Origin of the sequence: Micromonospora sp. NBC_00898 (assembly GCF_045207895.1) — a bacterium.
Taxonomy (GTDB): domain Bacteria; phylum Actinomycetota; class Actinomycetes; order Mycobacteriales; family Micromonosporaceae; genus Micromonospora.
Window position 1 is genome coordinate 1004865 of sequence record NZ_CP108775.1, and the last position, 13397, is coordinate 1018261.

Below are 13397 nucleotides of genomic sequence, written 5' to 3' on the forward strand. Positions count from 1 at the left end.
CGCCATGCCGACGGAACAAGTCGGTAAGGCGCTGACGGTCCAAAGCTGTTCTCGGGGCGTCGGGCATCGATCCTCCAGGTTGTGGTCTCACACCAATACTTGTCGACGGGCGATGCTGGCAGCCGACGATGGCCGGCTAGTAGGAGACATGAACGGCCCGGTCGCCTGTCTCGTCGTTGGATTGGTCTAGGTCAATCACTTCGTGCTCCCCCGTTATCGCGACAGCCTCGGTTTCAGGGTGCGAAGATGACCTGCCAGGCTTCGGTGATGTGCTCGGGCACGATCTCGATGGTCACCGGGTCGCCGGGGTGCAGGTTGAGGCCGAACTCGCGCTTCCAGGTGCCGTCCTTGTCGCCGGAAATGCCGTCGTGTCGCTGGACGGCCTCCAGCTCGCTGCCTCCCGGGACGTGTCCGGGGCTCATCGAGTAGTTCGACCACCGGTCGTGATCTCTATGCCGTTGACGCGGAGGTGGAGGAGCCCGGGCGTCTGGGAGACCATTTGGATGGTTTCGATGGTCTTCCAGGTCACGGTCGGGGTGGGCTCTCGGTCACCTCGGGCGCCGGGATGTCCACCTCGATGGTGACGCGCTCACCCTTGGCCAGCTTCATTCCCGGGTTCGGGCTCTGTGCGCTCACCTTGCCGGCCTGGTCCCGCGGCACCTCGACGCCGTCCCGGGCCCGCACCTTGTAACCGGCGTCCTCCAGGATCCTGCTGGCCTGGTCCTTGGTCAGGCCCCGCACGTCCGGCACCTGGCTGAGGTTGCCCCGCGATGCTGGAGCCGACGATGCTGGAGCCGATGACGGGGCGAGCGACGGAGTCGGGCTGTCCGCCGGGGTGGGCGTGACGTCCGTGCGGAGCCCGGGCACGACGGCGGCCGCGGCGAGACCGGCCAGGGCCACCACCGCGCAGGTCGTCCAGGTCGCGATACGGCGGCGCCGCCGCGCGACCACCTTTGCCCGTACGCCGTGCAGCCGCAGGTGGTGCGTGACGTGCTCCGCCGGGTCGCCGGAACGGTCGTCGAGCACCTGCTTGAGATCGGTCAGATTCATCCCAGCATCCCTTCCGGCGCCAGCGTCTCATCGAGGCGGAGCTTTGCCACCGCCCGGCTGGCGTGGCTCTTGACCGTGCCGACCGAGCAGCCGAGAACATCCGCGATCTCGACCTCCGAGAGGTCCTCGAAGTAGCGCAGCACGAGCACGGCGCGCTGCCAGCGGGGCAGCCGGCCCAATGCCCGCCAGAGGCGGTCCCGGTCGTCGAGACCTGCATGGGGGTCAGCCTCGGCAGCCACCTCGGGAAGGTCAGCCGTGGGGTACTCGCCCCGCGACCTGCGCCGCCACGACGAGGCGTACGCGTTGACGATGATCCGACGCACGTACGGCTCCGGGTCACCGTCAATGCGCCGCCACGCCTCCCACGCCCGCGCCAGCGCGGTCTGCAGCAGGTCCTCGGCCAACGCCCAATCGCGGGTGAGCAGGAACGCGGTGCGCAACAGCCGCGGTGACCGGGTCACGACAAAGTCGTCGAAGCCCTCCGGTGTGATCACGTGCCCGCCCTTCTGCCCAGTCGGTCACCATGTAGGACCGGCTGGGAACGGAAAAGGTTGCATGACCAACGGCCACTCGACTCGGCGGGGCTGGGTCAGCCAGACCGAGGCATCGGCTAGGAGGAGTCAGACGTTGAGAAGTAGGAGCCGGTAGGTCGACAAGCGGGAACGACACGCTGCTGGCCGGTGTCGACCGCTTGTTCGGGCACGTGGTGCCCATGCCCTAGCGTCGATGGCATGAGGCAGTGCTGGTGTCTCTCACAGCGTTCGGCGTGTTGCTCGTCGCGGTGTTGGCTTCCTGGGCTGGCGAGACCGGAACCGGCACTCTTCGCCGGAGGATTCGGCTGCTGCCCGCGACGCCAAGACCGACCAGGCTCGGCACGCAGGAGAACGTGACTTGGTGCAGGGCGAGCGTTGACTGGTGTTGACCCCTGCGCCGGGCACGGATCGGGCACGCGGCTGAGCTTGGCGTTTAACCCGTCTGCTTTCGTCGTTCGGTGATGGACAGGGCGCGTTTCACGGTCTTCCCGACGTCGTAGCTGGGCGCGGGTTGCCGGTTCTTCGATCCTCGGGGGCGTCCGGGTCCGGCCTTGCCGGGTTTCGGCGCGCTGGCGGGGTGGGTGGTCTTCGGGTGGATGTGGCGAAACCCGCGGCGGACCCGGGCTGGGGTGAGCCGGTCCGGGTCGGCGGGTCGCTCCCAGGGCCGGCGGAGATCTTCGGCGAGACCGCGGGCGAGGCGTAGCTGGGTGTGGCAGGCGATGACCAGCCAGGTCCACCGGTCAGCCGTCTCGGGTGTGCGGATCTTGGGCCGGGTCCAGCCCAGCGTCTGTTTGAGCAGCCGGAAGGTGTGTTCGAGGTCGAATCTGCGCAGGTAGGACTGCCAACTGCGGTCCACGTCCGCGGCGGTGGCCGCGGTGATGGAGGTCCACAGCCAGACCGGTTTCGGGTGGCGATCGCCTGGCAGGTGGTCGACCTGCAGCCGGATCAGGGTGCCTTCGATGATCGGTAGGTCGCCCTGGTGGTCGAGCCAGCAGGTGCGGCGGGTCAGCCGTGGGTGGACCCGGTCCCAGGCGGTCGCGGTGGCGGTGCCGTAGCGGGCGGTCTGCGTGGTGGTGACGGTCTGCGGCGCCGGCCAGGTGTCAGGGTCGGCGAGGGCCAGTTCGGGGCCGTGTTTGGGTGGCCGGCCGGTCGTCCCGGGTAGCCGTGGGGGCGGTGGCAGTGCCATCACCCGGTCCGAGCGCAGCCGCCCGAGCAGGTCCACGGGCAGGTCGGCGAGGAGGAACGCCAGGCGGGGGACGTCGTAGCCGGCGTCGCACACGATCAGGATCCGCCGATCGCCCGGCGTGTGGTGGCCGGCCGCGATGAGGCGTTGCACGACGGCGCGTAGCTGCCCGGCGGTGACGGCGGCCGCGTCGTCGGCCGGTCCGAGCCGGACGGCGTCGAGGATCGCCGTCCACGAGGTCCGGCCGGCTTCGAGGGCCGCGACGAATGAGTACGGCCAGCCCGGGATCAGCTGCGACTGGCCCTTGCCGCGGCCGTAGACGTGGCAGAACAGCCGGTCCGGGCTGGTCTGGGCGTCGGAGCGCAGCCACGGACTGACGTCGACAGCGAGAACGATCCGCCCGTCGGCGGCCCGCGGCACCGGCAGGCCCGCCACGGCGCGGCGCAGCCGCGCCACGTCGACGCGTCCGCAGTTCAACCCGTCGTACATGCCGCCGTGACCGCGGCGGTGCTCGGGCGCCAGCACCAGATCAACCAGCGACCTGACCGGCCCGTCCGTGCACAGCAGCGCGTCAGTCACCTCGAACAGGACGTCAGCGCGGGCGGTCAGACAGCGGTAGAACTCGGTCCGGAACGTGGACAGCACCGCTAAAGCCTCGACGCGGGCAGCGTCATCCAGCACACTCATCCTCACGGCCTTGGTGTCGATCATTGATGTCTTCAGCAACATCCATGATCACGCCAAGGCCGCCCGCTGTCCACAGTGCACAGATCGATCCCGAGTCAAACCCGCAGCTAATCGGGCCGGCAGGTTAAACGCCAAGCTCAGAGTGTGCCGGAAATCCCCAGGGAGACGGGCCATACACTTCGCCATGCCGTTCGACGCGCAGCCCACCCTCCGGGGGCAGCTTCTCTGTGTCCGGCCCCTCCACTCGATGGACTTCGAGGACCTCTTCCAGGTGGCGCGGGATCCGCTGATCTGGGCGCACCACCCCGTCCCAGACCGCCACCGCCGTGACGTCTTCACCCGCTTCTTTGCCGAGTCCCTTGCGTCCGGTGGGGCACTCGCGGTCACGTCCACCGAGGGGGAGATCATTGGATCGTCCCGGTTCCACGGCTTCGATGCCGACCGTGGCGAGGTCGAGATCGGCTGGACCTTCCTCGACCGGTCGTACTGGGGTGGCCCGGCCAACGCGGAACTCAAGAGGCTGATGGTCAGCCACGCGTTCCGCTTCGTCGAGCGAGTCGTGTTCCTTGTCGGCCCCGACAACCGTCGCTCGCAACGCGCGCTTGAGAAGATCGGGGCCGTACGGGCCGGCTCCCGGCCAGACGCTGCGGGGCTACCGAGCCTGCAGTTCGAGCTGCGACGCCCGGCGGCCGGTGAGGGTCTGTATTAGCGGCGGGAAGCCGGGAGTCCGCTGACGAACGCCCGCCAGGCCGCGGGCGCGAAGCTCAGCGTGCCGCCGGTGCGGTCCTTGGAGTCGCGGACCAGGACGACGTCGGGGAGGTTGTCGGCGACCTCGACGCAGTCGCCGCCGTTGGAGCTGCTGCGGGTGCTGGTGCGCCAACGGGCGCCGGTCAGGTCAGCCATGGTCGCGCCTTCAGGAGCTGGATCGACTGGTCGCGCGGGAGCGCCACCGACCTGAGAGTGTCCCAGACCTGCCAGAGGGCGGCAACGTCCTTCGTCGTCCGGCCGGCGGCCTGGTCGTCCAGGTAGGCCACGTCGTCGCCGTCGTCGATGCTGGCGATCACGAAGGGCCCGGCCTGCCCGGGGTGGAAGCCGGCGCGCAGCGGCAGCACGTGCAGCAAGACGCGCGGCCGTTGCGCCATGGCGACGAGATGGTCGAGCTGTGGGTGCATGATCTCCGGCTCGCCCCGGCGCAGGGCGGCCTCGTCGACCACGAAGACGGTCAGCGGTGGGCGGGGCCGGTCGAAGACCGCCGCCTGCCGGGCGACCCGGGCGGCCACGTAGCCCTCCACCTCGTCGTCGGCCAACGGGCCACTGGTCAACACCGCGTGCGCGTAAGCCTCGGTCTGGAGCAGGCCAGGCAGCACTGACGGCTGGAAGGACCGCAACGAGGCGGCTTCGCGTTCCACCTCGGCCCAGGGGCGGAACCAGGCCGGCTCGCGGCGGCGGACCACCTCCGGCCACAGCTCGCCGACCTCCCGGCCGAGCGCCCGGGACACCGCCGTCTCGCCGAGCTCGGCCATGGCGACCCGCAACGCGTCGTTCACTTCCGCCTCCACAGGGGACGTCCCGAACGTCCGCCGACCTTACCGCTACGCGGTGTGCTCGTCCCGCAACGCGCGGCACGCTTCGACGAGCGGAACCGCCGCCGTGGCCCGAACCGTCGGCGGGACCGTGGGCCGCCCCGCCAACGGCGTCGGGGCGGCCCGCCCATCGACCCCGAAGGAGGCCCCAGCCGTGCGTACCCACCTGTGCCGCGCCGGGACGCCCGGGTGAGCCGGTCGGCGCGACCGCACGTACCGATGCGGCCGCTGTGGCGGTGCCGGGCGTGCGGCGCGGAGTGGCCGTGCCCACCCGCGCGGCTCGCGCTGCTGGTCGAGTACCGCGACGACCGCACCGCCCTGCTGGTCTACCTCGGCACGGTGATGCACGAGGCGGGGGAGCAGCTCGCCCAGCTCAACGGGCATGCCCGGCCGGCCGACCTGGCGGACCGGTTCCTCGGCTGGGCCCGGGCGCGGGGCCGGGACCCGGCCGGAATGTCACCGCCAGGTGCATCCAGGCCGGGTGGCGACGACGAAGTCCCTGACGGCACACCCCGTGTCGCCGACAGAGAAGAGGAAACACCATGAAGAAGATGATGTACGCCGGTGGCGTCGCCGCCGCGTTCGTCGCCAGCCTCGCCGTCGCCGCGCCGGCCTCGGCCTGCTCCGGGACGCGGCGCAGCAGAAGATCGACTACCCGACCCTGGCCGACCCGGTCGACAGCCCGATCTTCGCCGATCTGCCCGCCGGCTGGTACCTCTCCCTCGGGCAGGTCGTGAAGGTGCACCACACCAACCCGGAGCTGTTCGCGTGGTGCCGCTGACGGTCCGGACGAGTGTCCTCCGGAGCTGGAAGGCCAGTCGTCGGCCCCCGGCTGACGATCGGGGGGAGGCCGTCCCCGCCCGGGACGGCCTCCCCCGCCGGATCGTGCGGCACCGACATGACGGCCGGTGCGCTGTGGAGCTGATGTCGTGGGTGAATCAGGGGGGCGGGCCCCCAGCCACCGTCGGCCGGCCGCTCCCGCGCCGCTGAATCGTTCACGTCATCAGCTTCATAGCGTCTGGCCAGAAGGTCCTCGCTCGGCGCCGCGTCGGGTCAGGAGACGGTGCAGGCGGTGCCGTTCAGGGCCACCAGGCCGGGGGCGGGGTTGGCGCCGCCGGCCGTGGATCCGATCAGGCCGAAGGTGACGCTGCCGCCGGCCGGCGGGTTCGCGCCGCTGTCAATCGATCCGACCCGATGAATCTCATCGACGGGCCCGTGGCGCGACGGACAGTGAGATTGGCCGCGCCACGCAGCATCGTCCTGATCTCCTAGAGACAACTGCGCCCCTCGCCTGGCAGGCTGCCTCCCATGACCCTGAAGCTTCGTTCCGTGGGGGCGAGCGACCGTGGGCTGATCCGCAGCGGGAACCAGGACGCGCTCCACGCCGGCAGCTGGCTCGTCGCCGTCGCCGACGGCATGGGAGGCATGGCGGCCGGTGACCTGGCCAGCCGGATCGCCATCGACGCGTTCGGGCCGCTGGACCTGGAGACCCCCGAGGACGCACTGGTCGCCGCCCTGCAGAGCGGGATCGAGCTGGCCACCGCGCGGATCCGCCAGGCGGTGGAGGAGGATCCGGAACGCCAGGGCATGGGCACCACCCTGACCGCCCTGCTCTTCGCCCGGACCGGCAGCTGCCTGGCCCTGGCCCACGTCGGCGACTCCCGGGCCTACCTGTTCCGCGAAGGGGTGCTCAAGCAGGTCACCCGCGACGACACCTTCGTGCAGATGCTCGTCGACCAGGGCGTGATCACCGCCGAGCAGGCCGGCAGCCACCCGCGCCGGGCGGTGGTCACCCAGGCGTTGCAGGGCGACGAGGTCTCCCCGGCGTACGCGACGATGGTGCCCTGGGCCGGCGACCGCTGGCTGCTGTGCAGCGACGGCCTCTCCAACGTGGTCCGCCCGGACACCCTCGCCGAGGTGCTGGCCGGCCAGCCGGACCGGGAGGCGTGCGCCCGCCAGCTGATCGACCTGGCCCTGCGGGCCGGCGGCCCGGACAACGTCACCGTGGTCATCGCCGACATCGTCGACGAGTAGCCGGCTCAGCGCCGGACGTCACCGACGAGTGGCCGCTCAGCGCCGCCGGGGGGCGGCGCGCCGGGTCGGCTCGGCGGTGGTCGGGTCCTCCGGCCACGGGTGCCGCGGGTAGCGCCCCCGCAACTCCGCCCGGACCTGCGGATAGCCGGACCGCCAGAAGGACGGCAGGTCGACGGTGACCGCGACCGGCCGGCCGGCGGGGGAGAGCAGGTGCAGCAGCACCGGCACCCGGCCGTCGGCGATCCGGGGGGCCTCCCGCCAGCCGAAGGTCTCCTGGAGCTTCACCGCGAGCACCGGTGCCGCCGGGTCGGCGTAGTCCACCCGGACCCGGGAGCCGCTCGGCACCGCCAGCCGCTCCGGGGCCAGCTCGTCCAGCCGGGCCGCCTGCCGCCAGTCCAGCAGCCGGCGCAGCGCCGCCGCGACGTCGACCCGGGCCAGGTCGGCCCGGCGGCGTGCCCGGGCCAGCTCCGGGCCCAGCCAGCGCGGCGCGTCGGCCAGCAGCGCCGCGTCGCTCACGTCCGGCCACCCGTCGCCGAGCGCCTGCCGGCAGAAGGCCAGCCGCGCCCGCAGCGCGGTCGCCGCCGGGGTCCAGGTCAGCAGCCCCAGCCCGCCCTGGCGCAGCCCGGCCAGCACCGCCTCGGCGACCAGCTCCGACCCCGGCGCCGCGAGGGGCCGGTCGACCAGCTCGACCGCGCCCAACCGGACCACCTCCCGGGCCACCACGTCCCCGCCGGACCAGCCCACCTCCCGCTCCGTGCGCAGCAGCGACCCGCCCGCCTCCCGGGCGGTCGCCTCGTCCACCGGCGCGGCGAGCCGCACCCGGGCCGACGGCGCGCCGGGGGAGCGGTCGGCCACCGCGACGGCGAGCCACGCCGACCCGGCCAGGCCCGACCCGGGCGCCAGCTCCGCGGCGGTGCCACCCGCCATCAGGTACGCCGAACCGCCGGCCCGCCGCGCCCGGGCCAGCCGTTCCGGATACGCCAGACCCACCACCAGCCCGGCGGCCAGGTCGTCGGGGAGGCCGGGGCGGCCGGCGGGCGTCCCGGCGGGGAGGGCGGCCCGCAGCCGGCGTACCTCGGCGCGCCAGCGGGCGGTGGCCGCCGGGTCGGCGTTAGTGCGCAGCCGGCGCCAGGCGGCGGTCAGGTCGTCGCCGGGTCCCGAGACGGTCTCCTCGGCGAGCAGCGCGACCACCTCGGCGGCCCGGTCCGGCCCTACCCGGTCCGCCCCGTCCAGCAGCGCCCGGGCCAGCCGGGGATGCGCCCCGACCGAGGCGATGACCCGGCCCCGGGCGGTGATCCGGCCGTCCGCGTCGACCGCGCCGAGGGCGGTGAGGGTCTCCCGGGCGACCGTCATCGCGGCCGACGGTGGGGGATCGGGCAGGGCCAACCCGGCGCCGTCCGGGTCGCCCCAGGCGGCCAGCTCCAGCGCGAAGCCGGTCAGGTCGGCGGTGGCGATCTCCGGCTCCGGCTGCGCGGCCAGCCGGGCGTGGGTGGCCTCCGACCAGCACCGGTAGACCGCACCTGGAGCCTCCCGGCCGGCCCGGCCGGCCCGCTGGGTGGCCGCCGCCCGGGACACCGGGACGGTCACCAGCGCGCCCAGCCCCCGGGCCAGGTCGGTGCGCGCCACCCGGCTCAGTCCGGCGTCCACCACCACGCGGACCCCGGGCACGGTCAGGCTGCTCTCCGCCACCGCGGTGGCCAGCACCACCCGCCGCCGGTCCTGTGGCCGCAGCGCCGCGTCCTGCGCCGCCCCGGGTAACCGGCCGTGCAGCGGCAGCAGCGCGATCGACTCCCGCAGGTCGGCCAGCCGGCCCGCGACCGCGGCGATCTCCCCGGCGCCGGGCAGGAACACCAGCACGTCGCCGTCCCGCTCACGCAGGGCCCGCCGGACGGTCGCCGCCACATGGTCGAGCAGCGCCGGGTCGACCCGGCCCGCGCCGGGCGCGGCCACCGGCCGGGGCGGTGGCGCCCAGATCCGGGTGACCGGGTACAGCGCGGCCTCCGCGCGGACGACCGGCGCGGGCCGCCCGGCGCCGCCGAGCAGCGCGGCGAACCGGTCCGCCTGCGGGGTGGCCGACATCGCCAGCAGCCACAGGTCGGGGCGGAGCGTGGCGCGGGCCTCCACCGCGAAGGCCAGCGCCAGGTCCGCGTCGAGCTGCCGCTCGTGGCACTCGTCCAGCAGCACCGCGCCCACCCCGGGCAGCTCCGGGTCGCGGTGCAGCCGGCGCAGCAGCAGCCCGGTGGTGACCACCTCGACCCGGGTCGCCGGGCCGACCCGGCGCTCGCCGCGGACCGCGTACCCGATCCGCTCGCCCACCCGCTCGCCGAGCAGGCCGGCCATCCGGCGGGCGGCGGCCCGGGCGGCGACCCGGCGGGGCTGCGCGATCAGCACCCGGCCGGCGACCTCGTCGGCCACCGCGAGCGGGGCGAGGGTGGTCTTGCCGGTGCCGGGCGGCGCCACGAGCACCGCGTCGCCCGCCGACGCCAGTGCCGCGACCAGCGCCGGGAGCACCGGCCGGACCGGCAGGTCGAGGGGTACGTCGGTGAGCACGGTCCCACTGTCGCACCCGCTGGTCAGCGCGGGCGCCCCGGGACAGGTCGAGCGCGACGACGCCGACTACGCGCGGGGACTGCGGCGCGTGCGCGCGGCAGCTGACCGGACGCCGACCGCGCGGGTGGTCGACACGATGGACCTGCTGGTGCTGCGCTGAGCGAACGGAAGGGCCCGGCCGGCGAACCGCCGACCGGGCCCATGGACGCAACGCTGGCCGGGCTCGCCGACCCGGCCAACGTCTCCCACCCCCTAGTACGTTCCGTCGAGCTGCCCGCGCAGCTTCGTCAGCGCCCGGGCCAACAGCCGGGACACGTGCATCTGCGAGACACCGATCTGCTCGGCGATCTGCGACTGGGTCAGGTTGCCGTAGAAGCGCAGCGTGAGGATCTTCTGCTCGCGCTCGTCGAGGGTGGCGAGCGCCGGGCCCAGGGCGACCCGCAGCTCGGCCAGCTCGAACTCGCCGTCCTCGCCGCCGAGCATGTCGCCCAGCTCGGTCGCCCGGTCGCCGTCGCCGGTCGGGGTGGACAGCGACACCGCGTTGTAGGCGCGGGCGCCCTCCAGACCCTCCAGGACCTCTTCCTCGGTCAGCTTGAGGTGGGCGGCGATGTCGGCGACCGTCGGCGAGCGGCCGAGGGTCTGCAGCAGCGTGCTGTTGGCGTCGGAGATGGCCAGCCGCAGTTCCTGGAGGCGACGCGGCACCCGGATGTCCCACGTGCGGTCGCGGAAGTGCCGCTTGAGCTCGCCGATGATGGTCGGGATGGCGTAACCGGCGAAGTCGACGCCTCGGGAGGGGTCGAACTTGTCGATCGCCTTGATGAGGCCGACGGCGGCGGTCTGCGCTAGGTCGTCGGTGGGCTCGCCGCGACCGCTGTAACGGTGGGCGAGGTGGTTGGCGAGCGGCAGCCAGGCCTCGATCGCCTTGTCCCGCAGCGCGGCGCGCGACGGGTGGGTGGCGGGCAGCGCGGCCATCGCGTTGAGCAGATCCGCGGCGCTGTCGGTGAGGGCGCGCGGGTCGAGCTTCTCGGTGGTGGACGGCGTTGTGGCCGCCTGCTCGCTGATCGTTGGCGCGGTCATGGGTGGTCCTCCCTGCACCTCGTCCGCGGACAAAAGACGTGACGCTTTGGTTTAGCTTCAAGTGGTCCGTTCGGGACTCACCTTAACCTGATCGGCTCGACCAAATCTAGCCGAAAGTACGATGTACTTAAGTAATTTTGCGTCATGAAAGCCTGATATCGGACAAAACTCCAGGGTCTTGTGATCACGGTTACCGGTCCGCCTGCCCGACCCGCCGTGACCGGACGCCCCCGGGGCGCTGACCGCTCGGTCCACCCCCCGCACCGACCGGTCAACTAAGAAACCGACAAACGGTTCACATTGTCGGCCATTCGTCGTTGCCCCGTCTGCGGGACCGCCCGTAGCGTCCCCTGTGTACACGTCTACGGAGGCACCGTGCTGGATCCCGCCGCTCCGCAACTCGTCGTCAACGCCCGGGTGCTGCAGTTCAGCTGGCTGCCGGCGGACCCCGACGCGGTCGCGGCGTTCCTGCCGACCGGGCTGCGGCCCCGCGAGGACCGGCAGGTCTTCCTCTGCCAGTACGTGGTCGACGACGAGAGCCAGACCTCCGGCTTCGGCGCCTACTCGCTCACCTACCTGGGGATCTCGCTGGTCGGCGCGGATCCGCCGGACGGCGACACCCCCGGCGGCTGGTGGAGCCACTATTTCGCCTCCAGCCCTCGGGTCCGGGAGTACGCCGCCGCCCGCGGCGTCCCGGCGGGGGCCGGACAGACCACCGTCGACGTGCGGGGCGAGCAGCTCACCGCGGAGACCCGCGCCGACGGGCGGCCGATCATCCGAACCGTGGCCCTGGTCGGCCACACCGGCCACCTCGTGCGCAGCGGACACCACCGGTACCTGACCGGCCGGGACGGGGAGCTGACCAGCGCCGACTATCCGTACGTGGCCGAGCCGGTGACGCCGTTCGAGATCGAGTCGGTGGAGTTCCTCGCGCCCGACCACCCGGTCTACCCGCTACGCCCGGCGAACCCGCTCACCATCGGCTGGGGCTTCTACTCCCCACGGGTGTCGTTCGCGTACCCCGCCGGGCCGCACGCGTTCGACCGGCCGCCGACCGCCGTGCCGGCTCACCAGGTGCCGGCCCGCCGGGCTCGCAGCGGCCTGCCGTCCGGGTCGTAGACCAGCCGGTACGCGGGCAGCGCCCAGACCCGGGTGTGCCAGCGCAGCCGCTCCGGCCGGTGCGGGCGCAGCCGGCCCGGCGGGCGGGGGCCGACCCGACCGCCGTCGTGCCAGCGTTGCAGCGCGTCCGCCGCATCGGTGATCGCCCGCACCGCGTCGGCCGGGTCGAGCAGGTCGTGGTCCTCGCCGCCGTCCGGGTCCCGGTCCAGGTGCTCCCGCCACAGCCGCAGCCGCAGCCCGCGGGCGAAGACCCGGGCGCCGTCGCCGAGGCCGCCCGGGTCGCCGGGCGCCCGCTCGTCGCGGGTGTCGTCCAGCACCGCGCAGGACAGCTCGCTGTCGTGCGTCCAGGAGCGGCGGTTGAAGTTGTCGCTGCCGACGCTGGCCCAGACGTCGTCGACCACGCAGACCTTGGCGTGCACGTAGACCGGGGTGCCCTCATGGTTCTCCACGTCGAAGACGTGCACCCGGTCCGGGGCCGCCCGCTGGCAGAGCGAGAGCGCCTGCTCCCGGCCCACCATGTTCGGCGGCAGCGCGAGCCGGCCGTCCACGTCCGGGTGGCGCGGCACGACGGCGACCAGGTGCAGGTCGGGCTGCTGCCGCAGCGCCGCCGCGAAGAGCTCCGCCACCTCGCTCGACCAGAGGTACTGGTCCTCCAGGTAGATCAACCGCCGGGCCCGGCGTACCGCCTTGGTGTAGCCGCGGGCCACCGTCCGCTCGCCGTCCGGGGCGAACGAGTACCGGGGTCGTACCGCGGGGTAGGTGCGCAGCACCTGAATCTGGTGCGGGCCGCACGGCGGGGGATCGGCCGGCTGCTCGGGCAGCGGGTCGGGGCTCAGGTCGGAGCCGCGCAGCCGGTCCCGCAGGTAGGCCAGGGGGTTTTCCGAGTCCAGCGGCATCGGATCGGTCCACCGCTCGCGGAACGTGGTGTCCAGCGCGCCGACCACCGGGCCGCGGACCGCCAGCTGGACGTCGTGCCAGGGCGGACGGTCGCCGTACTTCGGGGACATCCCGACGGGCTGCGGGTCACCCAGGTGCCGGGCGTCGTCCCGCCGGCTGTGGCAGAGGTCGATCCCGCCGGCGAAGGCGACGTCGCGCTCCGGGTCGTCCGGGTGGCGCAGCACCACGAGCTTCTGGTGGTGCGAGCCGCCGCGCCGGACCCGCTGGTCCAGCAGCACCTCGCCGCCGGCCGCGCAGACCGCCTCGCTGAGGTTGCGGTTCTCCGCCTCGCTGTAGGAGAGCGCGTCGAGGTGGGACCGCCAGATCAGACCCTTGACCACCACGCCGCGCTGGGCGGCCTGCGCGAAGAGCTGCACCACGGTCGGGCCGTCGGGGCGCATCCGCTGGTCCGGGTCGCCCCGCCAGTCGGTGAAGAACAGATGGTCGCCGGCCTTCAGCGCCGACACCTCGCTGACCAGCCGGTCGAAGTACGCCGCGCCGTGAATCAACGGCTCGGCGAGGTTACCCGTCGCCCAGACGGGTAACTCAGACACCGGGTTGGCACGTTCCTGCGCGGTGAGGAACCAGTCCTGCAGCGCCACGTTCCAGCCTCCCGAGGTCGACACCGTCCTCACGGTAGGACCC

General features: G+C 73.2%; 15 protein-coding genes. 6 read left to right on the forward strand and 9 right to left on the reverse strand.

The window, feature by feature from the left end:
- Positions 1-233: 233 nt before the first annotated feature.
- From OG799_RS04735 to OG799_RS04750, 4 genes are all read right to left on the reverse strand, one after another.
- Positions 234-422: a hypothetical protein gene (locus OG799_RS04735; protein WP_406043438.1), complete on the reverse strand. Its 189-nt coding sequence runs from the start codon at positions 420-422 to the stop codon at positions 234-236.
- A 103-nt stretch (positions 423-525) separates the two neighbouring features.
- Positions 526-1050, reverse strand: coding sequence for a PASTA domain-containing protein (locus tag OG799_RS04740; protein WP_406043440.1), 525 nt, complete (start codon positions 1048-1050; stop codon positions 526-528).
- Positions 1047-1544 (reverse strand): SigE family RNA polymerase sigma factor, encoded by a 498-nt coding sequence (locus tag OG799_RS04745; protein WP_406043442.1) that lies wholly within the window; start codon positions 1542-1544, stop codon positions 1047-1049. The genes OG799_RS04740 and OG799_RS04745 overlap by 4 nt, the downstream gene beginning before the upstream one ends.
- 472 nt (positions 1545-2016) lie before the next feature.
- The gene (locus OG799_RS04750) at positions 2017-3453 is read right to left on the reverse strand and encodes an NF041680 family putative transposase (protein WP_406043444.1); all 1437 of its coding nucleotides are present in this window, start codon (positions 3451-3453) and stop codon (positions 2017-2019) included.
- A 184-nt stretch (positions 3454-3637) separates the two neighbouring features.
- Between OG799_RS04750 and OG799_RS04755 the strand changes: the two genes are divergently transcribed.
- The gene (locus OG799_RS04755; protein ID WP_406043446.1) at positions 3638-4162 is read left to right on the forward strand and encodes a GNAT family N-acetyltransferase; all 525 of its coding nucleotides are present in this window, start codon (positions 3638-3640) and stop codon (positions 4160-4162) included.
- Here OG799_RS04755 and OG799_RS04760 read toward each other — a convergent pair.
- Together OG799_RS04760 and OG799_RS04765 are read right to left on the reverse strand one after the other, a co-directional pair.
- Positions 4159-4356 carry a DUF397 domain-containing protein gene (locus tag OG799_RS04760; RefSeq protein ID WP_406043448.1) on the reverse strand — a complete coding sequence of 66 codons (198 nt, stop codon included), beginning with the start codon at positions 4354-4356 and terminating at the stop codon, positions 4159-4161. The genes OG799_RS04755 and OG799_RS04760 overlap by 4 nt on opposite strands.
- Positions 4344-5000, reverse strand: coding sequence for a DUF5753 domain-containing protein (locus OG799_RS04765; protein WP_406043450.1), 657 nt, complete (start codon positions 4998-5000; stop codon positions 4344-4346). The genes OG799_RS04760 and OG799_RS04765 overlap by 13 nt, the downstream gene beginning before the upstream one ends.
- Before the next feature lie 225 nt (positions 5001-5225).
- Between OG799_RS04765 and OG799_RS04770 the strand changes: the two genes are divergently transcribed.
- From OG799_RS04770 to OG799_RS04780, 3 genes are all read left to right on the forward strand, one after another.
- A complete protein-coding gene (locus OG799_RS04770; RefSeq protein WP_406043452.1) occupies positions 5226-5582 on the forward strand; it encodes a hypothetical protein in 357 nt (118 codons plus the stop codon).
- Complete coding sequence (locus OG799_RS04775; RefSeq protein ID WP_406043454.1) at positions 5551-5817, forward strand: hypothetical protein; 267 nt, start codon at positions 5551-5553, stop codon at positions 5815-5817. The genes OG799_RS04770 and OG799_RS04775 overlap by 32 nt, the downstream gene beginning before the upstream one ends.
- A 527-nt stretch (positions 5818-6344) precedes the next feature.
- Positions 6345-7070 carry a PP2C family protein-serine/threonine phosphatase gene (locus tag OG799_RS04780; protein ID WP_406043456.1) on the forward strand — a complete coding sequence of 242 codons (726 nt, stop codon included), beginning with the start codon at positions 6345-6347 and terminating at the stop codon, positions 7068-7070.
- 36 nt (positions 7071-7106) lie between these two features.
- Here the strand turns inward: OG799_RS04780 and hrpB are convergent, their stop codons facing one another.
- On the reverse strand, positions 7107-9620 hold the full coding sequence (gene hrpB / locus OG799_RS04785; protein ID WP_406043458.1) for an ATP-dependent helicase HrpB: 2514 nt from the start codon (positions 9618-9620) through the stop codon (positions 7107-7109).
- On the opposite strand from hrpB, the gene OG799_RS04790 reads away from it, so the two are divergent.
- Positions 9613-9780 carry a hypothetical protein gene (locus OG799_RS04790; RefSeq protein WP_406043460.1) on the forward strand — a complete coding sequence of 56 codons (168 nt, stop codon included), beginning with the start codon at positions 9613-9615 and terminating at the stop codon, positions 9778-9780. The genes hrpB and OG799_RS04790 overlap by 8 nt on opposite strands.
- 92 nt (positions 9781-9872) lie before the next feature.
- Here OG799_RS04790 and OG799_RS04795 read toward each other — a convergent pair whose 3' ends face one another.
- Positions 9873-10697, reverse strand: coding sequence for a SigB/SigF/SigG family RNA polymerase sigma factor (locus OG799_RS04795; protein ID WP_406043462.1), 825 nt, complete (start codon positions 10695-10697; stop codon positions 9873-9875).
- Positions 10698-11072: 375 nt separating this feature from the next.
- Between OG799_RS04795 and OG799_RS04800 the strand changes: the two genes are divergently transcribed.
- Positions 11073-11816 (forward strand): hypothetical protein, encoded by a 744-nt coding sequence (locus OG799_RS04800; RefSeq protein ID WP_406043464.1) that lies wholly within the window; start codon positions 11073-11075, stop codon positions 11814-11816.
- On the opposite strand, the gene OG799_RS04805 is transcribed toward OG799_RS04800, so the two are convergent.
- Entirely contained in the window at positions 11765-13354 is a 1590-nt protein-coding gene (locus OG799_RS04805) for a phospholipase D family protein (RefSeq protein ID WP_406046205.1), read from the reverse strand. The genes OG799_RS04800 and OG799_RS04805 overlap by 52 nt on opposite strands.
- Positions 13355-13397: the final 43 nt, after the last annotated feature.